The sequence below is a fragment of the Azospirillum aestuarii genome, assembly GCF_016632405.1.
GTDB classification, from domain to species: Bacteria; Pseudomonadota; Alphaproteobacteria; order Azospirillales; family Azospirillaceae; genus Azospirillum; species Azospirillum aestuarii.
In genome coordinates this window covers 261,738-286,281 of the sequence record NZ_JAEPIV010000003.1, presented here as the reverse complement: position 1 = coordinate 286,281, position 24,544 = coordinate 261,738, and the positions used below count along the sequence as shown (strand labels likewise).

Below are 24,544 nucleotides of genomic sequence, written 5' to 3'. Positions count from 1 at the left end.
GCGATGGGTCTGATCATTGCGATCGACGGCCCGGCGGCGGCGGGCAAGGGCACGCTGTCCAAGCGGATCGCCCAGGCCTACGGCTTCGCGCATCTCGACACCGGGGCGCTCTATCGCGCCGTCGGCGTCGGCGTGCTGCGCGCGGGCGGCGACCCGGCGGACGCGGAGGCCGCGGCGCGGGCCGCCCGCGCGCTGCGGCCGGACGACGGCATCCTGAACGACCCGGCCCTGCGCAGCGACGAGGCGGCGCAGGCGGCGTCCAAGGTCGCGGCGGTGCCGGAGGTGCGGGCCGCCCTGCTCGATTTCCAGCGGCGCTTCGCCGCCACCCCGCCCGGCGGCGCGCCGGGGGCGGTGCTGGACGGGCGGGATGTCGGAACGGTCGTATGCCCGAACGCCGATGCCAAACTGTTCGTTACCGCTTCGGTGGAGGTGCGGGCCGAGCGGCGACTCAAGGAGTTGCGGGAACGCGGGATTCCGGCTATACCGTCCGACGTCCTGGAGGACATGAAGGCCCGTGACACGCGCGACAGCCAGAGGACGGTAGCACCGCTCCTGCCGGCTGCCGACGCTTTTGTGCTTGATACCTCCGCCCTCGACGCCGACCAGGCGTTCGCAGCGGCGACCGCCTTTATCGGAACGAAAACCGGTTTCGGCCCCAAGGTCTGAGCATCAGGGTCCGGGCGCTTCGGCCCTCCATATGGAACGCATGTCAACCAAGTCGCCGGGCGTGGTGCCCGGCGCGGTGGTCCCATCGGGGGCCGGCCCGTTTTGCCGCGGGACGGACCATGGCGGGATCGCTTTCGGCCAACCTTAGGAGTTTCAATGGCACAAGCTATGGCCCGGACCGGCGAAAAGGAAAGCTTTGCGGCTCTGCTCGAGGAGTCGCTCGGCACGGCCGAGTCCCTCGAAGGCTCGGTCGTCAAGGGCCGCGTCGTCTCCGTCGAGAACGACATGGTCACCATCGACGTCGGTCTGAAGTCGGAAGGCCGCGTCGCGCTGAAGGAATTCGCCGTTGCCGGCCAGCCGCCCGAGATGAAGGCGGGCGACACGGTCGAGGTGTATCTGGAGCGCATGGAAGACAAGAACGGCGAAGCCGTTCTGTCGCGTGAGAAGGCCAAGCGCGAAGAGGCCTGGGCGCTGCTGGAGAAGTCCTTCCAGGACCAGACCCGCGTCACCGGCGTCATCTTCGGCCGCGTCAAGGGCGGCTTCACCGTCGACCTGTCGGGCGCCGTGGCGTTCCTGCCGGGTTCGCAGGTGGACATCCGTCCGGTCCGCGACATCTCCCCGCTGCTGGGCACCCCGCAGCCCTTCCAGATCCTGAAGATGGACCGCTCGCGCGGCAACATCGTCGTGTCGCGCCGCGCCGTGCTCGAAGAGAGCCGCGCCGAGGCCCGTTCGGAGCTGGTGGCCAACCTCAAGGAAGGCCAGGTTCTGCAGGGTGTGGTCAAGAACATCACCGACTACGGCGCGTTCGTGGATCTGGGTGGCGTCGACGGCCTGCTGCACGTCACCGACATCGCGTGGCGCCGCATCAACCACCCGTCCGAGGCCCTGCAGATCGGCCAGACCGTCACGGTCCAGGTCATCCGCTTCAACCCGGAGACCCAGCGCATCAGCCTCGGCATGAAGCAGCTGGAAGCCGATCCGTGGGAAGGCGTGGAAGCCAAGTACCCGGTCAGCTCGCGGTTCAAGGGTCGCGTCACCAACATCACCGACTACGGCGCCTTCGTGGAGCTGGAGCCGGGGATCGAGGGCCTGGTGCACGTCTCGGAGATGTCCTGGACGAAGAAGAACGTCCATCCGGGCAAGATCGTGTCGACGTCTCAGGAAGTCGAGGTCATGGTCCTGGACGTCGATCCGCAGAAGCGCCGCATCAGCCTGGGCCTCAAGCAGTGCCTGGACAACCCGTGGGAAACCTTCCTCGAGAAGTTCGGTCCGGGCACGGAGCTGGAAGGCGAGGTCAAGAACATCACCGAATTCGGTCTGTTCGTCGGTCTGCCGGGCGACATCGACGGCATGGTCCACATGTCCGACCTCGACTGGAACAAGTCGGGTGAGGAGGCCATCGCCGAGTACAAGAAGAGCGACCGCGTCAAGGTCAAGGTCCTGGACGTGGATGTCGAGAAGGAGCGCATCTCCCTCGGCATCAAGCAGCTCGCGAACGATCCGTTCGAGGCTGCCACGGCCGGCCTGAAGAAGAACGAGGTCGTCACCTGCACCGTCACCCAGGTCACCGACGGTGGCATCGAGGTCACGGTCGGCGAGGGCTACACCGGCTTCATCCGCAAGTCGGACCTGTCCCGCGACCGTTCGGAGCAGCGTCCGGACCGCTTCGCCGTCGGCGAGAAGGTCGACGCGAAGGTGACCCAGATCGACCGCGGCTCCCGCCGCATCTCGCTGTCCATCAAGGCCCGCGAGATGGAGGAGGAGAAGCAGGCGATGGCCGAGTACGGTTCGTCCGACTCGGGCGCCTCGCTGGGCGACATCCTGGGTGCGGCTCTGAAGCGCAAGCAGCAGACCGGCGAGGAGTAAGGTCCTTCCCATCCCCCTCCCCTGCGTCAGCGGGGGAGGGTCGGGGAGGGGGCCCGTCTCCCGTATCTATGCCAAAGAAAAAGCCGCCGCGGTCACCCCGCGGCGGCTTTTTCCGTTTGAAACGTTTCAGCCCTTCACCCCTCCTCGTCCTCCTTGATGAGGTCGCGGTAGGCGTGCCAGCTGGCATGGCCGACCAGGGGCAGGGCGACGATCAGTCCGAGGAAGCCGGTCACCAGCCCGGCGCCGGTGACCAGCACGATCAGCCCGGCCCACAGCGCCATGACCCGCGGGTTGCGCAGCACCGCCATCGCCGAGGCCAGCGCCGCGGCGAAGACGTCCACCGGGCGATCCATCATCATCGGTAGAGCGGTGGCGTTGGTGATGAAGGCGAAGGCGGCGAAGGCGAAGCCCAGCGCCGTGATGAAAGCGGTGAAGACCAGACCGTCCAGGCTGAACATCTGCGCCACGAAATGATCGAGCGCGATGGCCTCGTGCGGGAAGAACAGGGCGAAGGCCACCACGTTCATCCGTGCCCAGATCATCACGTACAGCATCAGGATCAGGCCGGCGGTCAGGATGTGGTAGGGGTTGGCCCGCCACGCGGTCAGCGCCCGCCACAGGCTGGGCCGCCGCCCCTCCTCGACATCCTTGGAAATCCGGTAGAGGCCGAGCGCCAGGAGCGGGGCGATCAGCAGGAAGGCGCCGATCATCGGCGCGATCAGATAGGCCATGCCCGCCAGGACCAGCCCGCCGGTCAGCGCGAAGCCGATGGCGACGAACAGGGCGCCGTAGGCAAGGCTGACCCAGCCCGACGCCCGCAGGTCCGCCCAGCCCGCCCGCAGCCAGCCCAGAGCCTGGGCGGCGGTGACGGTGCGGACGCGGTCCGCGTAGGGCAGGCCGGCCAGCGGATCGGCTGGGCCGGTGTGATGGGCGTGTGTCATGGCGAACCTCCAACCGCGTCCCTCCAACCGCGTTCGGCGACGGGGACCGTTCCATCCATGTCATCGGAAATGGTGTGTTCAAAGGCAATCCGTAAGACGGATTAATCACATTTCGGGCCTTTTTCCGAGCGGTGATCGGGCAAGCCGGAGCGTTGCCGGGAAAAGGGTTCCGCCAGAAAGGCTTAGCTTGACGGTCACCGGACCCGGTGGCACGCTTGCGCGCAGGTCAAGGAGCGCGGTCCAAGGGCGCTCGAACCGGGGGAAACGGAATCGCCATGACCAAATCAGAGCTGATTCAACGGCTCGCGGAGCGCAATCCGCATCTGTACCAGCGCGACATCGAAAAGATCGTCGGCACCATCTTCGACGAGATCTCCGAAGCGCTCGCCCGCGGCGACCGGGTGGAACTGCGCGGGTTCGGCGCCTTCTCCGTCAAGCGTCGCGACGCCCGCACCGGCCGAAACCCGCGCACGGGCGAAGCCGTCGAGGTGGGCGAGAAGGCGATCCCCTTCTTCAAGACCGGAAAACAGTTGCGCGAGCGCTTGAACACCGACGAATGATTTCCGTTCATTGACAGCCTGTCACTGATTCATCGGCCCGGACCCGGCGCTGCCCCGGTCCCCGACCACGGACACGAGGACCATACCCGTGCGTTTCATCGCCCTCATCATCGCCGTTCCCATCGCGCTGGCCGCGGTGCTGTTCGCCATCTCCAACCGTGGCCTGGTCACGCTGTCGCTCTGGCCGCTGCCCTTCACGCTGGAGGTTCCGGTCTACCTCGCCACGCTGGTGGCGCTGGTGATCGGCTTCCTGGCCGGCGGAGTCGTCGCCTGGAACGCCCAGCGCCGCCACCGCCGCCGCGCCCGCCGCTCCTCCGACCGCGTGTCCTACCTGGAGCGCGAGCTGAAGGAGACGCAGGTCCGCGCCGCCGCCGCGGAGAAGCGTCTGGCGGAGATGAACCGTCCGGTGTCCGGCACCGGCGGCCTGCCCGCGGTGACCGGCTCCGGCGCCGCCCTGCCGGCGACCACGGTCCACTGACCGCTCGCCGGCATCCCCTTCGGCCTCCCGTCCGGCTGGGGGGCGGGAGGGGGGTTCCGCTTTGCCGGACCTGTGGAGGGAGTCGCCGATGCGCACCGTCACCGGAGCCGAGCTGAAATCCGTCCTGCACTTCCGCATGCTGATCGAGCGCATGCGGCAGACCTTCCGCGCCGGGGTCGAGGTGCCGATGCGGCACCACCACACGGTCGAGACCTATGGGCAGAACGACGGCACGCTGCTGCTGATGCCGGCGTGGCAGGTCAACCAGTCCATCGGCGTCAAGGTGGTCACCGTCTTCCCCGACAACGGGGCGAAGGATCTGCCGGCGGTGCAGGGCATCTACCTGCTGATGGACGGCAGGACGGGGATGCCCCAGGCGGTTCTGGACGGCACCGCCCTGACCAAGCGGCGCACCGCGGCGGCCTCCGCGCTCGCCGCCTCCTACCTCGCGCGGCCCGACTCGGAACGGCTGCTGATGGTCGGCACCGGGGCTCTGGCGCCCGAGCTGATCGAGGCCTTCGCCACCGTCCTGCCGATCAAGCATGTGCTGGTCTGGGGCCGCAGCATCGAGAAGGCGAAGAAGGTGGCCAACCGCTTCCACCGTCCGAAATTCCGCATCGAGGCCACCGCCGACCTGGAAGGGGCGGTGCGCGGCGCCCAGGTGATCTCCTGCGCCACGCTGGCGAAGGAGCCGCTGATCCGCGGCGAATGGCTTCAGCCGGGCGCCCACCTCGACCTCGTCGGCGGCTTCACCCCGGAGATGCGCGAGGCGGACGACGACTGCATCCGCCGCTCCCGCGTCTTCGTGGACACGCGCGAGGGCGCCTGCAAGGAGGCGGGGGACATCGTGCAGCCGATGAAGGCCGGCATCCTGACCGACGCGGACATCGCCGGCGACCTCTACGACCTGACCCGCGGCCAGCGCGCCGGACGCCGCTTCTACGACCAGATCACCCTGTTCAAGTCGGTCGGCACCGCGCTGGAAGACCTCTGCGCCGCCCAGCTGGCGGTGGAGATGGTGATCCACAACGACACGATCCGTTAAGGCGTTTTCCCATCATGACTCTCCGCATCACCGTCGTCGGCGCCGGCATCATGGGGCTGTGCACGGCCTGGGCGCTGGCCCGCGCCGGGCATGAGGTCGCGGTCTTCGACCAGGGCCAGGTGCCCAACCCCTTCGGCAGCTCCGTGGACCAGCACCGGCTGTTCCGCCACGCCTACGGCGCCAGCGCCGGCTACGCCCGCATGACCGAGCGCGCGCTCCAGGCGTGGGAGCGGCTGTGGGGCGACCTGGGCGAACGGCTGCTGGTTCCCAGCGGCACGCTCTGCACCGCCTCGGCGGAGGACGGGCGGCGCTGGCTGGCCGACAGCGCCGCTGTGCTGGAGTCGCTGGGCCATCCCTTCCGCCGCCTGACCCCGGCGCAGATCGCCGCGGAATTCCCGCTGGTCGACGCCAACGCGGTGGCGGAGGGGCTGCATCTGGAGTCCGGCGGCGTGCTGCTTGCCGGGCGGATCGTGGAGCTGCTCAGCCACCATCTGAACGCGCTGGGGGTGACGGTTCACGCGCGTGCCCCCGTGACGGCGATCGACGCCGAGCGTGCCACCGTGACGCTCGCCGACCGCCGGACCATCGGCGCCGACGCGCTGGTGGTCGCTGCCGGGGCCTGGGTGACCAAGCTGCTTCCGGTAACGGCGGCTCGCCTGACCCCGTCGCGGCAGGTGGTGGCCTATCTGATGCCGCCGGAAGGGCTGCGCGGCGTCTGGGCCAAGGCGCCGATGCTGATCGACGCGGACGGGGAGAGCGGGGTCTACGTCGTTCCCCCGGTGGCCGGCACGACGATGAAGGCGGGCGACCACCGCTTCTCGCGCGTCGGCGACCCGGACGCCGACCGCGATCCCGATCCGGACGAGGCGCGCGACGTGCTGGACCGCGCCCGCCGGGTGCTGGCGGACGGGCACCGCTACAGCCTCGCCAACGCGGCGACCTGCTTCTACACGGTGACCGACGACGAGCGCTTCGTCGTCGAGCCGCTGTCCGCCCGCTGCTGGCTGATGAGCGCCTGTTCCGGCCACGGCTTCAAGTTCGCCCCGGCGCTGGGCGAGGCGCTGGCCGCCGCCATCGGCGATCCGGCGCAAGCGTCGCAATTGCCGGACTGGGCTGCCGGGCGCTGAGCGCTCTCCCGGCGCCGCCCTTCCGGGAACCGGCGGAACGGTGCGGCTCCACCCCTGTTGAGAGGGCAATCAGCCTGTGTTGGCTGAAGCCTTACCGACAGGGAGTGAAGCATCCATGGCCGACGAACCTCGCAAAGTGGGTGTCTATGACACGGACGGCAACCGGACGGCGACGGGCGGTGCGGCCGGCTCCATGAACTGGTGGGTCATCGCGCTGGTCGTGCTGGTGGTCCTCGCCCTCCTCTATTACTTCCTCTGAGTCTGGACCACGTCCGGATCGGACCAGCACAGGAGCGGGTTCATGAACAAGAAGACCATTGTCGCGCTGTACGACGATCTGTCCGGCGCCGAACGCGCGTTGAGCGAACTCGAAGCTGCCAATCTGCGGCAGGACTTCACCATGATGGGCGCCGACAGCGCGAAGCTGGGTTCGTCGGCCAGTCTGGCCACCGAGAACCGGCTGGAAAGCTGGCGCCACGCCGCCGATTTCGGGCAGGACCCGAATTTCGACGCCCGCGACCGCCGCGTCTCCATGCTGACCGGCGTCGGCGTGACTCGGGAGGACGCGGAGGTCTTCGCGGAGGGCGTGCGCCGCGGCGGCGTGCTGCTGGTCGGCCGGGTCGAGGAGGCGATGTGCGACTCCGCGCTGACCGTCATGCAGCGCCACGGCTCGGTGGACATCCCCGGCCGGGCTCAGAGCTACCGCGAGGCCGGCTGGAGCGGTTATGACGCCGGCACCGCCGATTACGACAACGCGCAGGCCGCCGAGGAACGCCGCCGCGCCGCCGCCGCCGCGCTGCGCGACGTCAACACCCAGGGCGCCAACCCGGCGGCGGGCGCTCCGGCGGCCACGCCGACCGTTACCCCGGCGGGAACTCCGGCCACTCCGCCGACCGGCCGCGTCGACGTGAACCGCGAATAGCGGTCCTCACCCCTCTCCGGCCCCCGGAAGTCTGGTGATTGCCGCCGGCCCTTGTTAGGCTGCGCCCCGTCACCATCGTCCAGGGTCCGGAGAGCCGTTTTTCCATGAGCACGCCCAGCATCGCGCCCGCCTCGCGCATCTTCTGCGCCGTCGACACGACCGACCTCGACACCGCCCGCGACCTCGGCCGGCGCATCGCGGGAGTGGTCGGCGGGATCAAGCTGGGGCTGGAGTTCTTCATCGCCCATGGCCCGGCGGGCATCCGCGCGGTGATCGGCGAGGATGGCCCGCCGCTGTTCCTCGACCTCAAGCTGCACGACATCCCCAACACGGTCGCAGGCGGCATCCGGGCGGCGCTGCCGCTGAAGCCCGCCTTCCTGACCATCCACACCTCCGGCGGCCCGGCGATGATGCGCGCGGCGGCGGAGGCCGCGGCGAGTGCCGGTGTCGGCCGTCCGAAGATCCTCGCCGTCACCGTGCTGACCAGCATGGACGCTGCCGACCTCCAGGCCGTCGGGCAGAGCGTTCCGGTGGCCGATCAGGTGAAGCGGCTGGCGCTGCTCGCCAAGGAATCCGGGGTGGACGGCGTCGTCTGCTCCCCCGCCGAGGTGGCGCTGATCCGCGAGGCCTGCGGACCGGACTTCATCCTGATGGTGCCGGGCATCCGCCCCGCCTGGGCCGCCGCCAACGACCAGAAGCGCGTCATGACCCCCGCCGAGGCGCTGGCCGCCGGGGCGGACCATCTGGTCATCGGCCGCCCGATCACCGGCGACGCCGACCCGGAAGCCGCCGCCCGCCGCATCGTTTCGGAACTGTAAGGACCCGCGCCATGCCCGTCAGCGTGAAGATCTGCGGCCTCACCGAGCCCCTGTCGCTGCACGCCGCGGTGTCCGGCGGGGCGCGCTATGTCGGCTTCGTCTTCTACCCGCCGAGCCCGCGCTCCATCGCGCCGTCCATGGCGGCGGAGCTGGCGCGGCTGGTCCCCACCGGCGTGCGCACGGTTGGGCTGTTCGTCGATCCGGAGAACGACTTCCTGGAGCATGTGGTCAGCCAAGTCCCCTTCGACCTGATCCAGCTCCACGGCAAGGAGACGCCGCGCCGCATCGCCGAGGTGAAGGCCGCCTTCAACATCCCTGTGATGAAGGCGATCAAGGTCGGCGGGCCGGAGGATCTGGCCGCCGCGCTGGAGGCCGCCGAGGTCGCCGACCGGCTGCTGTTCGACGCCAAGCCGCCGGCCAAAGTGTCGGCCCTGCCGGGCGGCAACGGCATCGCCTTCGACTGGACGCTGCTCGCCGGGCGGAGCTGGCCGAAGCCCTGGATGCTGTCCGGCGGGCTGAAGCCGGAAAACGCGGCGGAAGCGGTGCGGACGACCGGGGCCACGGCGCTCGACGTGTCGTCGGGGGTGGAGGACCGTCCCGGCCACAAGGACCCGGAGCTGATCCGCCGCTTCCTCGACAGCGTGGCCGGGCTGTGACGTCTCGTCGCGGCAAGGTATTTGAATAAAATTTGATGTTGCCGCAGGGCTTTCCCTTTTGGCGGATGGGCACAACTTAATCGCACGACCGGGTTGCGGACCTGGGGTATGACTTCGTGCGATACTGTTGGCATCCATGGGCCGCGACCGGTGGATGTGTCCGAAGGGAAGCCGTGCAAGCCCGATGACCAGCTCGTCCGACACACGCTCGCCATCCGACAGCCTCGGCCTCGTGCTCGACGAGCATTTGCGATGGATCGGGCAGTGGCACCGCGCGGTCTTCTTCCGCGGCGGGCAGGGGGGTGAGCGGGTGTCGGCCCCGGCCTCCTTCGCGGCGTGGTGCGTGGCGGTCAACGCCGACGATCTGGCCCACCAGCCCGCCGTGGAGAAGCTGGTCACCCTGCACGAGCAGATGCACCGCAAGGCCAAGCTGCTTCTGCTGAAGGCGGCCGGCGGCGAGAGCCCCAGCGAGGCCGACTATGAGGGGGTGATCGCCCGCTTCGAGGAGTTCGTCCTGCATCTGCGCCGGGTCGAGCGCGCTTTTGGTGCTGCGGCGAGCGGGCTGGACCCGCTGACCGGCCTGCGCACCCGCCGCGGCATGCAGGAGGCGCTGGAGCGCGAGCACAACCGCTTCCGCCGGAACGGCCCGGCCTTCTGCGTCGCCATCTGCGACATCGACCGCTTCAAGGGCATCAACGACACCTACGGCCACGACATCGGCGACCGCGTCCTGGCCGCCACCGCCGCCGCGATCAGCCGGGGCATCCGCAGCTTCGACGAGGCCTTCCGCATGGGCGGGGAGGAGTTCCTGATCTGCCTGAAGGAAACCGGCCTCGCCGAGGGCTTCCGGGTCATCGAGCGGCTGCGCGGCGAGCTGGCGCGGACCCCGGTGGCACTGCCGGACGGGCGGCGGATCGCGGTCACCGCCTCCTTCGGGCTGGTCGAGGCCGGGGAGGACCTGCCGGTGGAGGAGATGGTGGTCCGCGCCGACCGTGCCCTCTATCAGGCGAAGAACAGCGGCCGCAACCGCGTGGTCCGCTACGGGGTCGACCAGCCGGAGGTGGCGGCGGGACGGTCGGCGCTTCCGAACCGACGCTGATTTTCGTCTCCCGAGCGGTATACGGCGGCATCGCTTAAGGGCGGCTTGGCCGAAGCGGGTCCGCCGGGTTAGGATCGGGGTCTATACAGGCCGCGGCACGAGATCCATGCGCACCAATTCCGAATTTCCCAATCTGTTCATCCTCGACCACCCGCTGATCCAGCACAAGCTGACGCTGATGCGGGCCAAGGAACGCTCCACCGGCGGTTTCCGCACCCTGCTGCGCGAAATCTCGCTGCTGATGGGCTATGAGATCACCCGCGACCTGCCTTTGACGACCGAGCGGATCGACACGCCGCTCCAGCCCATGGACGCGCCGGTCATCGCCGGCAAGAAGCTGGCCATCGTGCCGGTGCTGCGCGCCGGCCTCGGCATGGCCCAGGGCCTGCACGAGCTGGTGCCGTCGGCGCGCGAGGGGCACATCGGCCTCTACCGCGACCACGACACCAAGATGCCGCACGAGTATCTGGTGAAGCTGCCCGAGGCGGAAGGCCGCCTGTTCATCGTCGTGGACCCGATGCTGGCGACCGGCAATTCCGCGGTCCATGCCTGCGACGTGCTCAACCGCCACGGTGTGGACGACGAGAACATCCGCTTCATGGCGCTGGTGGCGGCGCCCGAGGGCATGCGCGTCTTCGCCGCCGCCCACCCGCGGGTGAAGGTGTTCACCGCCTCGCTCGACAGCCATCTGGACGAGAACGCCTACATCGTCCCCGGCCTGGGCGACGCGGGCGACCGCATGTTCGGCACCAAGTAACCACAAACAGCGGCCGCATCCCTGTCATACCCTCACGGGAAAGGGATGCGGCATGTTGTCATTGCGAATTATTCGCACAGTGTGAGACCATAGGGCTCCCGTTCGACACATCCCTATGGGCGCAACCGGCCTTGACGACGGACACCTTTCAAACCCCCGGCCAGCCTCCGGGCGGCCCGGTTCAGGCCGCCGGCTTCCACTCCTCCTTGTGGGCCTCCCTGTGGCATCGCATCGGTTTCAGCGGCTGGACGCTGGCGACGCTGGTGATCGCGGCGCTGGTCACACTGCCAGTGCTGGCGGTGATCAGCCGCGTCTTCGTGCCGACGGACGGGGTGTGGCAGCATCTGGTCGAGACGGTGCTGGCGGAGTATCTGCTGAACACCGTGCGCCTCGTCTTCGGGGTGGGGCTGGGCACGCTGGTGATCGGGGTGGGCACCGCTTGGCTGGTCACCATGTGCCGCTTTCCCGGCAGCCGTACGCTGGAATGGGCCCTGCTGCTGCCGATGGCGGTGCCGGCCTACGTCATGGCGTATGTCTACACCGACCTGCTCCAGTTCGTCGGCCCGGTGCAAACCGCGCTGCGCGAGGCCTTCCACTGGTCGCGCCGGGATTACTGGTTTCCCGACATCCGTACGCTTGAAGGCGCGGCGTTGATGATGACGCTGGTGCTGTACCCGTACGTCTATCTGCTGTCGCGCGCCGCCTTCCTCGAACAGTCCGTCTGCGTGCTGGAGGTCAGCCGCACGCTCGGCCGCGGGCCGTGGCGCAGCTTCTTCACGGTGGCGCTGCCGCTGGCCCGCCCCAGCATCGTCGCCGGCCTGGCGCTGGTGCTGATGGAGGTGCTGGCCGATTTCGGCACGGTGCAGTATTTCGCGGTGAACACCTTCGTCACCGGCATCTACCGGACGTGGTTCGCCATGGGGCAGCCGGTGGCGGCGGCGCAGCTGGCCGCCGTGCTGATGATGTTCGTCCTGGTGCTGGTGCTGATGGAACGCTGGTCGCGCCGGCAGGCCCGCTACCACCACACCACCACCCGCTACCGCCGCCTGCCCAAGCACCGGCTGACCGGCTGGCGCGCCGCCGCCGCCGTGACGGCCTGCGGGTTGCCGCTGCTGCTCGGCTTCCTGCTGCCCGCCGGGCTGCTGGTCCGCATGGCCGTGACCGCCGGGGATCAGGCCTTCGGGCCGGTGTTCCTGACGCTGGCCCGCAACAGCTTCACGCTGGCGGCTCTGGCCGCAGTGCTGGCGGTGTCGCTGGCGCTGGTCCTGGCCTACGGGCAGCGGCTGCGCCCGACGCCGCTGCTGAAGGGCGCGGTGCGCGTCGCCGCCATGGGCTACGCCATTCCCGGCTCGGTGATCGCCGTCGGCGTGCTGATTCCCTTCGCCCATCTCGACAACGCCGTCGACGCCTTCATGCGCCAGACCTTCGGCGTGTCCACCGGCCTGCTGCTGAGCGGCACCATCGCGGCGGTGCTGTTCGCCTATCTCGTCCGCTTCCTGGCGGTGTCCTTCAACACGATCGAGGCCAGCCTGGGCAAGATCCGCCCGACGATGGACTTCGCCTCGCGCGTGCTCGGCCACACGGCGGGGCGGACGCTGATCCGGGTGCACGCGCCGATCATGTGGGGCAGCCTGTTGACCGCCGGCCTGCTGGTCTTCGTCGACGTGATGAAGGAACTGCCGGCTACGATGATCGTGCGGCCCTTCAACTTCGACACGCTGGCGGTTCGCGTCTACACGCTGGCCTCCGACGAGCGGCTGACCGAGGCCGCCACCGGGGCGCTGGCCATCGTCGCGGTCGGCATCGTGCCGGTGATCCTGCTCAGCCTATCCATCAGCCGCTCCCGCCCCGGCCAGACGGACGAGTGACGACTGTCGTCGCCGCCGCAACAGTGTTGAGCGGCGGTGAGGCTTTATCCGGCGCCCTGGAAAGAATACCTCTCTCTCAGCCATCTTGCCTGAGGAGAGCGTCCGATGACCGCCGAAACCGTCCGCCCCGTCCTGACCGCCGTCGAAGGCATGGAAGCGTCCGACGGGGCCGGCGTGCGCATGACCCGCATGGTCGGCACGCCGCGCCTGCGCATGCTCGACCCCTTCCTGATGCTGGATTACTTCGGGTCCGACACGCCGCAGGACTATCTGGCCGGCTTCCCCGACCACCCGCACCGCGGTTTCGAGACGGTCACCTACATGCTGGCCGGCCGCATGCGCCATTGGGACAACCACGGCCATGAGGGCGTGATCGAGACCGGCGGCGTGCAGTGGATGACCGCCGGGCGCGGCGTGATCCATTCCGAGATGCCGGAGCAGACCGAAGGGTTGATGAAGGGCTTCCAGTTCTGGATCAACCTGCCGGCGCGGCTGAAGATGTCGGAGCCCGCCTATCAGGAGTTCGCCGCCGACCGCATCCCGGTCGAGACGCGCGAGGGCGGGACCACGGTGACGGTGATCGCCGGCACCACCGGCAACGGCACCGCCGGCCCGGTGCGCAGCGGCCCGACGGAGGCCCGCTACTTCGACGTCAGCCTGCCGGCGGGTGCCGCCTTCTCCGAGCCGGTGCCCGCCGGTCACGCGGCGGCGCTGGTGGTCTTCGAAGGCTCGGTGGTGGCGCCTGGCAGCTCCGTCCGGCTGGGCGGGCCGCGGGTGCTGGTGCTGGGCGAGGGCGACCGGGCGGAGATCACCGCCGGCCCGTCCGGGGCGCGCTTCCTGCTGCTCTCCGGCCGGCCGATTGGCGAGCCGGTGGCCTGGGGCGGCCCCTTCGTCATGAACAGCCGCGAAGAGGTGATGCAGGCCTACCGCGACTATGAAGAGGGGAAATTCTAAGACCGCACAAACGAAAAGGGCGCCCCCCACCGCTGGGACGCGCCCCTTCGCTACGCCGGACGGTGGCTTACTTCCAGCCGGCGCGATCCATGATCTTCAGAGCCTCGGCGTTGTTCTTGCCGTAGACGGCGGCGTTCAGCGGGTCTTCCTTGAACTTGCCCCAGGAAACCAGAACCGGCGCGGTCTCGGCCCCGGCCACGATCGGGTACTCGTAGTTCTTTTCCGTGAACATCTTCTGGGCCTCGGGGCTGACCAGATACTCCAGGAACTGGACGGCCTGCTCCTTGTTCGGCGCGTTCTTCATCACGCCGGCGCCGGAGACGTTGACATGGGTGCCGCGGTCGCCCTGGTTGGGGAAGATCACGCCCAGCTTCTCGGCGATGGCCTTGTCCTCCGGCTTGGCGGAGGAGGCGATGCGGGCGAAGTAGTAGGTGTTGGTCACGGCCACGTCGCCTTCGTTGGCGGCCACGCCCTTGATCTGATCGGTGTCGCCGCCCTGCGGCTTGCGGGCCATGTTGGCGACGACGCCCTTGGCCCACTCCTCCGTCGCCTTCTCGCCATGGGCGGCGAGCAGCGAGCCGACGAGCGACTGGTTGTAGACGCTGGTCGAGGAGCGGACGAGGACGCGGTCCTTCCACTTCGGATCGGCCAGCTCCTCGTAGGTCTTGATCTCGTCCGGCTTCACCGAGGCCTTGTTGTAGACCAGGATGCGGGCGCGCTTGGAGATGCCGAACCAATGGCCTTCCGGCTCGCGCAGGTGGGCCGGGATGGCCTCCTCCATGACCTTGGAGCGGGTCGGCTGGAGCAGACCGGCCTCCTGGGCGCGCCACAGGCGGCCGGCGTCCACGGTGATGAACACGTCAGCGGGGCTGTTGCCGCCTTCGGTCTTCATCCGCTCGATCAGCTCTTCTTCCTTGCCCTCGATGACGTTGATCTTGATGCCGGTCTTCTTGGTGAAGGCGTCGTAGAGGTCCTTGTCCACATCGTAATGGCGCGCGGAGTAGATGTTCACCTCAGCGGCGCTGGCGAGGCCGGTCATGGCCAGCAGCGTCGCGGCGAAGGTGGCGGCAAACGCGCCGCGCGATCCGATGTGCATCCTCATGACTCCCGAATTCCTGTCGGTTTACGCCCGCAATTGCGAGGCGTTCTCATGCGCCGACTTGACCATTCAGGGGCCAGTGTGTCAAGCGTGAATGATAACCGTTCTCAGTATTCAAAAACGATGCGGAGCGGAACGATCATCCGGCACTAAGACGCCAACCAGAGGTGTAAAGGCTTGTTCGTCCTTGGGGTATGCCTATAATCCGTTTGCGGTACCCGCCGTCGGGCGGGATCGCTAGCGGCCGATTGGGACGACAGATGGGGAGCGTCAGGATGCGTTGGACAGGTCTCTTCGCTTTTGGTGCGGCGCTGCTGTCCGCGCTGGCCGCCACGCCGGCCTCCGCCGTCGATTTCTCCAAATCCGCCGCCGAGTATGGCCCGGAGGGCGCCTGGACCAGCCGCTGCGAGATCGACCGCATGACCGACACCAAAGTGTGCCGGCTGATGAACTACCGGCTGTTCGACGACGGCAAGGAGGTCGGCTTCGTGGCGCTGAGCGTCATCCCGACCGGCAACGACTACCATCTGTTCCTGACGACCAGCCAGGGCATGATCGACAACTGCGCCATCCGCGTCGATCGCCAACCGCGCATCGAGACGCAGATCGCCACGCTGAACATGTGCATGTTCCCGAACTTCGTGTCGGGCCGCGTCGTGGACCAGTTCCGCAACGGCTCCACGGTGCTGGTCCGCGTCAACTTCCTGCGCGCCGGCAAGCGTGACATCGACTTCCCGCTGAACGGCTTCTCGCGCAATTTCGAAGAGATGCAGCGCAGCCTGCAGTGACCATCCGAACCGGACGCGATCAATGAACAACGGCGCGGAGTGATCCGCGCCGTTGTCGTTTTCGGTCCTGCATTCGACCTTACCGCCAGCCGGAGCGGCCCCGGCGGTCGTCCTCGTCGAACAGCTCGGCCAGCTTGTTCATCATGGTGCCGCCCAGCTGCTCGGCGTCCACGATGGTGACGGCGCGGCGGTAGTAGCGGGTCACGTCGTGGCCGATGCCGATGGCCACCAGTTCGACCGGCGAGCGGGTTTCGATGTACTCGATCACCTGCCGCAGGTGCCGCTCCAGATAGTTGCCGGCGTTGACCGACAGGGTCGAGTCGTCCACCGGGGCGCCGTCGGAGATCACCATCAGGATGCGCCGCTGCTCGGGCCGCCCGATCAGGCGGTTGTGCGCCCACATCAACGCCTCGCCGTCGATGTTCTCCTTCAGGATGCCTTCGCGCAGCATCAGGCCGAGATTCTTGCGGGCGCGGCGCCAGGGCTGGTCGGCGTCCTTGTAGACGATGTGTCGCAGGTCGTTCAGGCGGCCCGGATTGGCGGGCTTGCCCGAGGCGATCCACTGCTCGCGCGCCTGCCCGCCCTTCCAGGCGCGGGTGGTGAAGCCCAGCACCTCCACCTTCACCGCGCAGCGCTCCAGCGTGCGGGCCAGGATGTCGGCGCTCATCGCGGCGATGGAGATCGGGCGCCCGCGCATCGAGCCGGAATTGTCGATCAGCAGCGACACCACCGTGTCGCGGAAGTCCATCTCCTTCTCCTTCTTGAAGGACAGGGGAAGGACCGGGTTCACGACGATGCGGGCCAGACGGGCGGCGTCGAGGATGCCGTCGTCCAGGTCGAACTCCCAGGACCGCTGCTGCTTGGCCAGGAGGCGGCGCTGCAGGCGGTTGGCCAGCTTGGAGATCACCCCCTGGAGATGGACGAGCTGCTGGTCCAGCATGTGGCGCAGCCGGGTCAGCTCCTCCGGGTCGCACAGATCGGCGGCGCCCACCACCTCGTCGAACTGGGTGGTGAAGGGCTTGTAGGCGTTGGGATCGGGCTCGTTGCGGCGGCTGGCCTCGGGGCGCCAGGGCTGGCCGGGGCCGGCGGGCTCCTCCGCCCCTTCGCCCTGGCCCATCTCGGTGTCGCCCTCCTCGCCGGTGCCCTCGTCGGCCTGCTCGCCCTGGTCGGACTCCTGCGTCTCCTGCGAGGTCATCGATTCGGCCTGGCTCTGGGTGTCGTCCTCACCCTGGGTCTGGCCCTTGTTCGGCTCGTTCTCGTTCTCGCCGGAGTCGCGCTCGTCCTCCTCCGGCTCCTGCGGCTCGTCGGGGTCGTTGCCGACCTCCATGTCCAGCTCGGTCAGCAGCTTGCGCACGGCGCGGGCGTAGGCGTCCTGATCGGCCATGTGGCCGGCGAGCCCGTGCAGATCCTTGCCCAGCCGCTCCTCGATCCAGCCGCGCCACAGGCTGACCGCGTGCTCGGCGGCGGGGGGCGGAGCGGCGCCGGTCATCGCCTCGCGGGCGATCAGGCGCAGCACCTCGGGCAGGGGGACCTGCTCGCGCTCATCCAGCCGCTCGAAGCCCTGCTTGTGGTAGCGCTCGTCCAGCGCCGCCTCCAGGTTGGCGGCGACGCCGGGCATGTGGCTGGCGCCCAGCGCCTCGCAGCGGGCCTGCTCCAGCGCGTCGTAGGCGGCGCGGGCGCTGTCGCCCAGCGGCATGCGCTGAAGATGGATGGCGTTGTCGTGGAAGCGCAGCCGCAGCGACACGGCGTCCGCCGCGCCGCGCAGCGTCGCGACGTCGTGGGGGTTCAGGTCGCGCGCCGGGGTGGGGATGCGCACCCGCAGGCCGGCGACGCCGGGCGGTTCGGTGGAGAAGCCCACCTGCACGTCGGCCCGGCGGGAGAGGGCCCGCACCGCGGCGGCGGTGGAGCGCTTGAAGGCCTCGACGGGGTTTTCACGGTCGGTCATGGCGGGCTGTCAGCTCAAAATCTGGAATTCCGGCAGCCGGGCTGCCTTGCGGTCGAACGTCAGCGTGGTGGCGCAGCCGGAGTTCCGGTTGCGGAGGCCGATCAGGGCATCGGAGAAGTCGAAGCCTTGCCGGTGCAGGGCCGAAGCGGCCCACGCGGCCTTTTCGCTTTCCACCCGGATGTCCGCGTTGTCGAGGATGAGGTCCAGGATGCGCGCGATGGTCTCACGGTCCCGGCGCATGATGCCCTCCAGAACCCAGACGAATTCGCACAGGACGATGTCGCCGACGAAGCAAACCTCGCCGTCGGCAACCAGGGCACGCACGGCGGTCCGCGCCTTGGCGGCCTGGTCCGGATCGTCCTCCACCACCAGCCGAAGCAGGACGTTGGTGTCCAATCCGATCACGACGTCCGGTCCTGTGGGCCGGCATGCCGTTCCGCCATGCGCAGGCGGATCGCGTCGTCCATCTCTTCCTGGGACAGGGCGCGCGTGAACGTGCCCCCGCTGCCAATGAGATCGTCCAGACTGTGGGGGCGGGGTCTGACTACGACGGTGCGGTCGTCGCACAGGATCAACTCGACGCGGTCGCCGGGCTTCACGCCCATCCGTTCGCGCAGATCCTGCGGCAACGCCAATTCCCCGTTCGGTCCGACCTCGATGTACCCCATTGCCAGCCTTTCCCTCGGCTCGCGCCCCCGATCACACCAGATTGGCCTGAACCCCCGTCTCCGGCAGCTCGGTGCCGAAGCAGCGCTGGTAGTATTCGGCGACGGTCGGCCGCTCCACCTCGTCGCACTTGTTCAGGAAGGTGATCCGGAACGCGAAGGCGATGTCGTTGAAGATGTTGGCGTTCTGCGCCCAGGTGATGACCGTGCGCGGGCTCATCACGGTGGAGATGTCACCGTTGATGAAGCCGGCGCGGGTCAGATCGGCCAGGCGGACCATCGACGCCACGGTCTTGCGGCCGGCCTCGCTGTCGTATTCCGGCACCTTGGAGGCGACGATCTTCACCTCGGCGTCCACCGGCAGATAGTTCAGCGTCGCCACGATGTTCCAGCGGTCCATCTGACCCTGGTTGATCTGCTGCGTGCCGTGATAGAGGCCGGTGGTGTCGCCCAGACCGACGGTGTTCGCGGTGGCGAACAGGCGGAAGGCCGGGTGCGGGCGGATGACGCGGTTCTGGTCGAGCAGGGTCAGCTTGCCTTCCACCTCCAGCACGCGCTGGATCACGAACATCACGTCGGGGCGGCCCGCGTCATACTCGTCGAAGACCAGCGCGCAGGCGTGCTGCAGCGCCCAGGGCAGGATGCCTTCGCGGTATTCCGTCACCTGAACGCCGTCGCGCAGGACGATGGCGTCCTTGCCCATCAGGTCGATGCGGCTGATGTGGCTGTCCAGGTTGATGCGGATGCAGGGCCAGTTCAGGCGCGCGGCCACCTGTTCGATATGGGTGGACTTGCCGGTCCCATGGTAGCCCTGGACCATGACGCGCCGGTTGTAGGCGAAGCCCGCCAGGATCGCGAGCGTCGTGTCGCGGTCGAAGCGGTAGGCTTCGTCGATGTCCGGCACATGCTCCGTGCGCTGGCTGAAGGCCGGCACCTGCATGTCGCTGTCGATGCCGAACACTTGACGCACCGACAGGGTGATGTCGGGAACGTGATCGAACAGGGCCGAGCTGGCCTGGGTGGCTCCTTGAGAAGGCATGGGAGGTTCTTATCGTTCCAACGTGTCTGTTGTCGGGGCCGCCCGGCCAATCTGGTCCGGCCAACCGTCGGGGTTACGCACCATAGCAGGCTTTCAGCGTGTTGTAGGCCTGATTGATCTCCTTCAACTTTTCTTCGGCCGTCTTGTCCCCGCCGTTGGCGTCGGGATGGTGGATTTTCACCAGCTCGCGGTAGCGCGCCTTGATGCGCGGGAAATCCACCGGCGGAGCAAGGTCGAGGACGAGCAGAGCCTCCTCCTCCACGTTGCGGGCGGCCTGGCGGCGCTGCTTGCCCTCCTCGGACTGGTCCTTGCCGGCCTCGCGCCCGAACTCGAAGCTGAAGCCGTGCATCGCGCGGTCGCGCAGGAACTTCTCCTGCACCCCCCAGAAGCCGAGCGGCCAGCTCGGCCGCTGCCAGGTGGTGTCGCGGCGGACCTCGGCCTCGATCTGCTCGGGCTTCATGCCGGCGTAATAGTCCCAGGCGCGGTTGTATTCGCGCACATGGTCCAGGCAGAACCAGTAATAGTCGTTGAGCTGCCGGCGGCTCTTCGGCGCCCGGTACTCGCCCTCGCCGGCACAGCCCGGATGATCGCAGGCGCGCACGGCGGTGCGCGGCTGGTCATAGCGGCTGAAGTCGTGGCGGGGGCGTGGCTTGCTCATGTGCGAAGTATGGGAAGAGGCACCCATTCTGGCAAGCGCACGCAAGGGGGCGGTGCCGGACTGCGGAAAATGGCCGGTCTGCGGCATTGGCGTCTTGACGGGAGCGGTGCCGCGCCGTCACCTCAATCTCAAGGCACACCCGGCCCAAATCCCCGGCCCAGACCCAACGAGGACCCCCATGGAATACGCCACCCGCATGCGCCGGAAGCTGACCGACGCGCTGGCCCCCGAGCGGCTCGACATCCAGGACGACTCCGGCCGGCACGCCGGCCATGGCGGCGCCCACCCGGAAGGCGAGACGCATTTCCACGTCACCATCGTCTCCGCCGCCTTCGCCGGAAAGTCGCGCGTGGAGCGGCAGCGGCTGGTCTATGGCCTGCTCGCCCAAGAAATGGCGGAGCGCGTTCACGCCCTCGGCCTGACCACACTGACGCCCGAAGAGGCTCGCTGACAGCAACGCCGACAAGAACGCCCGGCCGCCGCCCGTGCAGCAAGGGAAAAGTGCCACCTGCAAATGCATACATACGCATGCAACTACTAGAGGTTCTTTTCCGTCTTCAAACATAATTGGAGTGCTGCCGTGGTTGCAATTCTCGCTGTATTTAGTAGAGTGCAGCGCATGCAACCAATCAATGCGCCGTGGGCGACGCACTTTTCGCGCGTCGTCCGGCGGGTTCGTGGAGAGGGCGGCGTATGGCGAAGCGCGGGCCGAAGAAGCGGTTAACAGTCAATCCCAACGCGTGTGTGGAACCGCTGAAGAGCATGAACATCATGATTGCCGGGCGCCGCACGAGCATGCGTCTGGAGCCGACCATGTGGGACGCTCTGGAGGACATCGCCCGCCGCGAGGGCCTGACGGTCAACGGCCTCTGCACCCTGATCAAGGACCGGCTGGACGAGCAGATCCGGCGGCGCGGTTCGGGCGCGGACCATGCGGAGGTCACCCTGACCTCGGCGGTCCGCGTCTTCATCGCGGCCTATTTCCGCCGGGCCTGCACCGAGGACGGCCATGTCCAGGCCGGGCACGGCGGCGGCGATCCCTTCGTCGGCACGCCCTTCGACCTGCCGCCGCTGGACGAGTTGGACCGGCCGGAGAGCGGGGCCGGCACCACCGCATCGGCCATGCCGCCGGCGGCGAAGCCGGGCGTGCCGAGCGAGAGCCTGCGGTCCGCGTTGGAAGCGTGACGGCCCGAGCATTTTGATCGGGAAAGGAAAGTGGCGCGTCCACGGGACGCGCCCCCTTGTGTTTGTCGGGCGTGTTTGTCCGGCATGCCGGGTCCGGTGCTGGCGAGTGCCGGTCGGCCCCGACCGGATGCCCGGCCGAACCGACCGCCGTCTCAGTCCGCGGCGTCGCGCGGACGGTCGCCGGTGTAGTGGTCGGGCCAGTTCTTCCGCACGACCTCGCCGTTGCTGTCGAAGATGTGGCAGGTGTTCAGCAGCACCGGGCGCTTCGTGCGCAGCATGTCCTCCTTGCTGCCCGCCTCGCCGCCGGCCGCCCTGGCCTTGTCGGCCTGCTCGCGCGCCAGGATGGGATAGATGGTCTGGAAGGCGGTGGTGGCGATCGGCCCCAGAAGCTCCACCAGATGCGTGCAGCCCTGGACGCCGCCCAGCCGCTCCTTCACCGCGCGGGTCCAGCCCGGCCCGATCTTCAGCCCGACCAGCCGCTGGAAATTGGGTGTGACGGAGCCGCAGGTGCGGTAGGGGCTCTTCTCCGTCACCGCTTCCACCGCCTGGACGGTCAGATCGTTGTCCACCGTCAGGCGAAGCCACATGCCGTGCACCGGGTCGCCGGGCAGGATCTGGCCGCGCTGCTCGGTGTGGAAGGCGTAGCTCTTCACATCGGTCAGATGGCCTTCGACATCCCACAGCCCATCGGTCCGCCGATAGCCCCGGCAGGTGACTTCCCGGGTGTGGATCGGTTCGCGCGCGGCGGGTTCGGACAGCGGCATGGGACTCTCTGACGTTCGGCCTAGTTCGGACGGCCTGATTGTTGGGGCGTACCCGGGAATATCGGTGGGGCCAGCGTTCAGGTCAAGCCAGCTTCGCCGCATTGCAGCATTACGCGCCCCGTGGTTATGGGGGAGCGCTGGCGGAGTAGTTCGACCCGAAGATGAACGCCTCGCGGTCGCGGATCTCGTCCTCCAGATGGGCGCGGACCACGGCGAACAGGTCGCGGATGGAGACGATGCCCAACACCGTGCCGTCCGACTCGCCGTTCGCGGTGACCGGCAGGTGGCGGTAGTGGTGGCGCTCCATCAGGTCCAGCGCCTCGTAGGCGCGGGCGTCCGGCCCCAGCGTGTCGGGGGACGAGGTCATGACCTCGGCCAGCCGGGTGGCCACCGGGTCGCGGCCCGCGGCGACGACGCGGCTGGCGAGGTCGCGCTCGGTGAAGATTCCCTTCAGCGACCGCCCCCCTTGCGCCTGGGGCTGCGTGACCAGGAGGGCGGCGACGCGGCGCTCCGCCATCAGGACGGCGGCGTCCTGGACGCTGGCCTCCGGGGGCAGGCAGACGAGCTGCTGATCCTTGATGACGTCGGGGATGAGCTTGCGGTTCGGCATGTCCCTTCTCCCTTTATGGGTCGGCATTCCGCTGCGCCTTGGACGCGAATCGGAACTGTCGTGAAGTCTGACAGTTTGCCACCCCAACGGTCAAGGGCTTATGGTGCACCGCATCAGGGCGCCACGGCATCCTCCAGTAGCGCCCGCACTACCGCCGGATCGACGTCGCGCCGGGTGAAGGCGTCGCCCAGCGCGCGCACCAGCACGAAGGCGATGCGCCCATCCTTGACCTTCTTGTCCTTGGCCATGGACAGGATCAGCCCGTCGACGTCCCACTCGACGCCTGGAATGTCGGTGGGGCGGACCGGCAGGCCGACGCGGGCCAGATGGGCGCGCGCCGTCTCGGCGTCCGCCGCCGGGCACAGACCCAGCCGCACCGACAGGTCGAAGGCGAGCACCATGCCGATCGACACCGCCTCGCCGTGCAGCAGGCGGGACCCGAAACCGGTCGCCGCCTCCAGCGCGTGGCCGAAGGTGTGGCCGAGGTTCAGCAGGGCGCGGTCGCCGCTCTCCCGCTCGTCCACGCCGACGATGGCGGCCTTGGCCCGGCAGCTTTCCGTGACGGCGTGGCGGCGGGCGTCGCTGTCGCCGGCGACCACCCGCTCCCCGTTCTCCTCCAGCCAGGCGAAGAAGCCGGGCAGGCGGATCAGCCCGTACTTCACCACCTCGGCGTAGCCGGCCAGCACCTCGCGCCGCGGCAGGGTGTCCAGCGTGGCGGTGTCGGCGATGACCAGACGCGGCTGGTGGAAGGCGCCGATCAGGTTCTTGCCGTGCGGGCTGTTGATCCCGGTCTTGCCGCCGACCGAGCTGTCCACCTGGCTCAGCAGCGTGGTCGGCACCTGGATGAAGTCGATGCCGCGCAGCGCCGAGGCGGCGGCGAAGCCGGTGATGTCGCCGATCACCCCGCCGCCGAGCGCCAGCAGGACCGCCGACCGCTCGATCCCGCGCGCCAGGATCGCGTCCATCAGCCGTTCGAAATGGGCGAAGTCCTTGGTCTTCTCGCCTGCCGGCAGGACGATGGCCTGGGTCGGTTCGATGCCGGCCTCGCGCAGCGTGCGCTCCAGAGTCGGGAGATGCCGCGGAGCGACGTTCTCGTCGGTGACGACGATGGGGGCCTTGCCCCCGGTGATCGCGGCGATGCGCGGTCCGGCGCCGTCGAGCACCCGGTCGCCGACCAGGATGTCGTAGCTGCGCGGACCGAGGTCGAGGCGGACGGTGTCTGTGACGGTATTGGTCATGGCGGGATCAGGGCTTGTCGTGGTGGTGGTGCGCCGGGTGGCGGTGATGATGGTGGTGCGAGTGGGGCAGGGTGATGCCGAAATGCGCCTCCAGCGCCTCGATTACCTGTTCCACGGTCGCTTCCGGCGGGCGCTCGTCGCTGATCACCGTCAGGTCGGCCTCCGCATAGACGGGATAGCGGGCGGTCATCAGCCGGCTCAGGATCTCCTTCGGGTCGCCGGCGTTCAGCAACGGGCGGTGAGTGCGCCGCGCCGTGCGGGCCAGCAGCACGTCCAGTTCGGCGCGCAGCCAGATCGACAGCCCGTGGGCGCGGATGGCCGCGCGCGTCTCCGGGTCCATGAAGGCGCCGCCGCCGGTCGCCAGGATGTGCACCGGCTGTTCGGTCAGCAGCCGGGTGATGATCCGCCGCTCCACCGAGCGGAACACCGCCTCGCCGTCGCGGGCGAAGATTTCCGCGATGGAGCAGCCCGCCGCCGTCTCGATCTCCGTGTCGGCGTCGGTGAAGGGCAGGTGCAGCCGCGCGGCCAGCCGCCGGCCGATCGCGCTCTTCCCCGCGCCCATCAGGCCGACCAGCACCACCGTCTTGGGAAGGGTGTTCGACGGGTCCGGCGGCTGTCCCTGCGATGGAAGGCGGGCGGTCATGGTGCTGTGGACTTTCCTTATGCGGTTCCGGCCTGATGCGGTTCCGGAGGACAGGTGTTCGATTCGGTCGCAGGGGCCGCCGCATGTTGCGCAGCGGCGCCCCGGTGGCTAAAGTGGTACGTCCGGCGTTCATCGGCCATCGGGCCAGCGGTG

At 68.7% G+C, this 24,544-nt stretch carries 28 protein-coding genes; 17 read left to right on the top strand and 11 right to left on the bottom strand.

Annotated features, from left to right (window positions below):
- Positions 1-3: 3 nt before the first annotated feature.
- Positions 4-666 (top strand): (d)CMP kinase, encoded by a 663-nt coding sequence (gene cmk, locus JJL56_RS10725; RefSeq protein WP_145625509.1) that lies wholly within the window; start codon positions 4-6, stop codon positions 664-666.
- A gap of 156 nt (positions 667-822) precedes the next feature.
- On the top strand, positions 823-2,532 hold the full coding sequence (rpsA, locus tag JJL56_RS10720; RefSeq protein ID WP_145625507.1) for a 30S ribosomal protein S1: 1,710 nt from the start codon (positions 823-825) through the stop codon (positions 2,530-2,532).
- Between the two features lie 134 nt (positions 2,533-2,666).
- Here rpsA and JJL56_RS10715 read toward each other — a convergent pair whose 3' ends face one another.
- Entirely contained in the window at positions 2,667-3,473 is an 807-nt protein-coding gene (locus JJL56_RS10715) for a DUF2189 domain-containing protein (protein ID WP_200485112.1), read from the bottom strand.
- Between the two features lie 275 nt (positions 3,474-3,748).
- On the opposite strand from JJL56_RS10715, the gene ihfB reads away from it, so the two are divergent.
- From ihfB to JJL56_RS10655, 12 genes are all read left to right on the top strand, one after another.
- Positions 3,749-4,033: an integration host factor subunit beta gene (gene ihfB / locus JJL56_RS10710; protein WP_014239239.1), complete on the top strand. Its 285-nt coding sequence runs from the start codon at positions 3,749-3,751 to the stop codon at positions 4,031-4,033.
- Positions 4,034-4,121: 88 nt separating this feature from the next.
- The gene (locus JJL56_RS10705; RefSeq protein WP_109070688.1) at positions 4,122-4,511 is read left to right on the top strand and encodes a lipopolysaccharide assembly protein LapA domain-containing protein; all 390 of its coding nucleotides are present in this window, start codon (positions 4,122-4,124) and stop codon (positions 4,509-4,511) included.
- A gap of 88 nt (positions 4,512-4,599) precedes the next feature.
- Positions 4,600-5,556, top strand: a complete 957-nt coding sequence (lhpI, locus tag JJL56_RS10700) for a bifunctional Delta(1)-pyrroline-2-carboxylate/Delta(1)-piperideine-2-carboxylate reductase (protein ID WP_145625502.1) — start codon at positions 4,600-4,602, stop codon at positions 5,554-5,556.
- Positions 5,557-5,570: 14 nt separating this feature from the next.
- Positions 5,571-6,683, top strand: a complete 1,113-nt coding sequence (locus JJL56_RS10695; RefSeq protein ID WP_200485111.1) for an NAD(P)/FAD-dependent oxidoreductase — start codon at positions 5,571-5,573, stop codon at positions 6,681-6,683.
- A gap of 115 nt (positions 6,684-6,798) precedes the next feature.
- The gene (locus tag JJL56_RS10690) at positions 6,799-6,942 is read left to right on the top strand and encodes a hypothetical protein (protein ID WP_186452901.1); all 144 of its coding nucleotides are present in this window, start codon (positions 6,799-6,801) and stop codon (positions 6,940-6,942) included.
- 42 nt (positions 6,943-6,984) lie between these two features.
- On the top strand, positions 6,985-7,605 hold the full coding sequence (locus JJL56_RS10685) for a hypothetical protein (RefSeq protein ID WP_200485110.1): 621 nt from the start codon (positions 6,985-6,987) through the stop codon (positions 7,603-7,605).
- 104 nt (positions 7,606-7,709) lie between these two features.
- Entirely contained in the window at positions 7,710-8,423 is a 714-nt protein-coding gene (pyrF, locus tag JJL56_RS10680; RefSeq protein WP_145625496.1) for an orotidine-5'-phosphate decarboxylase, read from the top strand.
- Positions 8,424-8,434: 11 nt separating this feature from the next.
- Positions 8,435-9,079: a phosphoribosylanthranilate isomerase gene (locus JJL56_RS10675; protein ID WP_109070693.1), complete on the top strand. Its 645-nt coding sequence runs from the start codon at positions 8,435-8,437 to the stop codon at positions 9,077-9,079.
- A gap of 184 nt (positions 9,080-9,263) precedes the next feature.
- A complete protein-coding gene (locus tag JJL56_RS10670; protein ID WP_200485109.1) occupies positions 9,264-10,178 on the top strand; it encodes a diguanylate cyclase in 915 nt (304 codons plus the stop codon).
- Positions 10,179-10,284: 106 nt separating this feature from the next.
- Positions 10,285-10,935, top strand: a complete 651-nt coding sequence (upp, locus tag JJL56_RS10665; protein WP_094301708.1) for a uracil phosphoribosyltransferase — start codon at positions 10,285-10,287, stop codon at positions 10,933-10,935.
- 131 nt (positions 10,936-11,066) lie between these two features.
- Positions 11,067-12,803: an ABC transporter permease gene (locus JJL56_RS10660; protein ID WP_200485108.1), complete on the top strand. Its 1,737-nt coding sequence runs from the start codon at positions 11,067-11,069 to the stop codon at positions 12,801-12,803.
- Between the two features lie 105 nt (positions 12,804-12,908).
- Positions 12,909-13,757 (top strand): pirin family protein, encoded by an 849-nt coding sequence (locus JJL56_RS10655; protein ID WP_200485107.1) that lies wholly within the window; start codon positions 12,909-12,911, stop codon positions 13,755-13,757.
- 67 nt (positions 13,758-13,824) lie between these two features.
- Here the strand turns inward: JJL56_RS10655 and JJL56_RS10650 are convergent, their stop codons facing one another.
- Positions 13,825-14,853 carry a Fe(3+) ABC transporter substrate-binding protein gene (locus JJL56_RS10650; protein ID WP_145625487.1) on the bottom strand — a complete coding sequence of 343 codons (1,029 nt, stop codon included), beginning with the start codon at positions 14,851-14,853 and terminating at the stop codon, positions 13,825-13,827.
- A 278-nt stretch (positions 14,854-15,131) separates the two neighbouring features.
- Between JJL56_RS10650 and JJL56_RS10645 the strand changes: the two genes are divergently transcribed.
- Positions 15,132-15,644, top strand: coding sequence for an invasion associated locus B family protein (locus tag JJL56_RS10645; RefSeq protein ID WP_094301712.1), 513 nt, complete (start codon positions 15,132-15,134; stop codon positions 15,642-15,644).
- A gap of 79 nt (positions 15,645-15,723) precedes the next feature.
- Here JJL56_RS10645 and cobT read toward each other — a convergent pair whose 3' ends face one another.
- The 5 genes from cobT to JJL56_RS10620 all read right to left on the bottom strand — a co-directional run bounded on the left by cobT (position 15,724) and on the right by JJL56_RS10620 (position 19,951).
- Positions 15,724-17,589 carry a cobaltochelatase subunit CobT gene (gene cobT, locus JJL56_RS10640; RefSeq protein WP_200485106.1) on the bottom strand — a complete coding sequence of 622 codons (1,866 nt, stop codon included), beginning with the start codon at positions 17,587-17,589 and terminating at the stop codon, positions 15,724-15,726.
- Between the two features lie 9 nt (positions 17,590-17,598).
- On the bottom strand, positions 17,599-17,994 hold the full coding sequence (locus tag JJL56_RS10635; RefSeq protein ID WP_200485105.1) for a PIN domain-containing protein: 396 nt from the start codon (positions 17,992-17,994) through the stop codon (positions 17,599-17,601).
- Positions 17,991-18,257, bottom strand: a complete 267-nt coding sequence (locus JJL56_RS10630) for an AbrB/MazE/SpoVT family DNA-binding domain-containing protein (RefSeq protein ID WP_145625478.1) — start codon at positions 18,255-18,257, stop codon at positions 17,991-17,993. The genes JJL56_RS10635 and JJL56_RS10630 overlap by 4 nt, the downstream gene beginning before the upstream one ends.
- A 31-nt stretch (positions 18,258-18,288) precedes the next feature.
- On the bottom strand, positions 18,289-19,293 hold the full coding sequence (gene cobS / locus JJL56_RS10625; protein ID WP_014239256.1) for a cobaltochelatase subunit CobS: 1,005 nt from the start codon (positions 19,291-19,293) through the stop codon (positions 18,289-18,291).
- A gap of 73 nt (positions 19,294-19,366) precedes the next feature.
- Positions 19,367-19,951: a J domain-containing protein gene (locus tag JJL56_RS10620; protein WP_145625476.1), complete on the bottom strand. Its 585-nt coding sequence runs from the start codon at positions 19,949-19,951 to the stop codon at positions 19,367-19,369.
- A gap of 178 nt (positions 19,952-20,129) precedes the next feature.
- Here JJL56_RS10620 and JJL56_RS10615 point away from each other — a divergent pair, with 178 nt between their 5' ends.
- The gene (locus JJL56_RS10615) at positions 20,130-20,402 is read left to right on the top strand and encodes a BolA family protein (RefSeq protein ID WP_014239259.1); all 273 of its coding nucleotides are present in this window, start codon (positions 20,130-20,132) and stop codon (positions 20,400-20,402) included.
- A 311-nt stretch (positions 20,403-20,713) separates the two neighbouring features.
- On the top strand, positions 20,714-21,136 hold the full coding sequence (locus JJL56_RS10610) for a ribbon-helix-helix domain-containing protein (protein ID WP_247889401.1): 423 nt from the start codon (positions 20,714-20,716) through the stop codon (positions 21,134-21,136).
- Between the two features lie 152 nt (positions 21,137-21,288).
- Here JJL56_RS10610 and JJL56_RS10605 read toward each other — a convergent pair whose 3' ends face one another.
- The 4 genes from JJL56_RS10605 to JJL56_RS10590 form a co-directional block, all read right to left on the bottom strand.
- Positions 21,289-21,900: a DUF2889 domain-containing protein gene (locus JJL56_RS10605; RefSeq protein ID WP_145625471.1), complete on the bottom strand. Its 612-nt coding sequence runs from the start codon at positions 21,898-21,900 to the stop codon at positions 21,289-21,291.
- Positions 21,901-22,024: 124 nt separating this feature from the next.
- On the bottom strand, positions 22,025-22,510 hold the full coding sequence (locus JJL56_RS10600) for a CBS domain-containing protein (RefSeq protein ID WP_200485104.1): 486 nt from the start codon (positions 22,508-22,510) through the stop codon (positions 22,025-22,027).
- A gap of 113 nt (positions 22,511-22,623) precedes the next feature.
- Positions 22,624-23,748 carry a 3-dehydroquinate synthase gene (aroB, locus tag JJL56_RS10595; RefSeq protein WP_145625467.1) on the bottom strand — a complete coding sequence of 375 codons (1,125 nt, stop codon included), beginning with the start codon at positions 23,746-23,748 and terminating at the stop codon, positions 22,624-22,626.
- A 7-nt stretch (positions 23,749-23,755) separates the two neighbouring features.
- Complete coding sequence (locus JJL56_RS10590; RefSeq protein ID WP_145625466.1) at positions 23,756-24,391, bottom strand: shikimate kinase; 636 nt, start codon at positions 24,389-24,391, stop codon at positions 23,756-23,758.
- Positions 24,392-24,544: the final 153 nt, after the last annotated feature.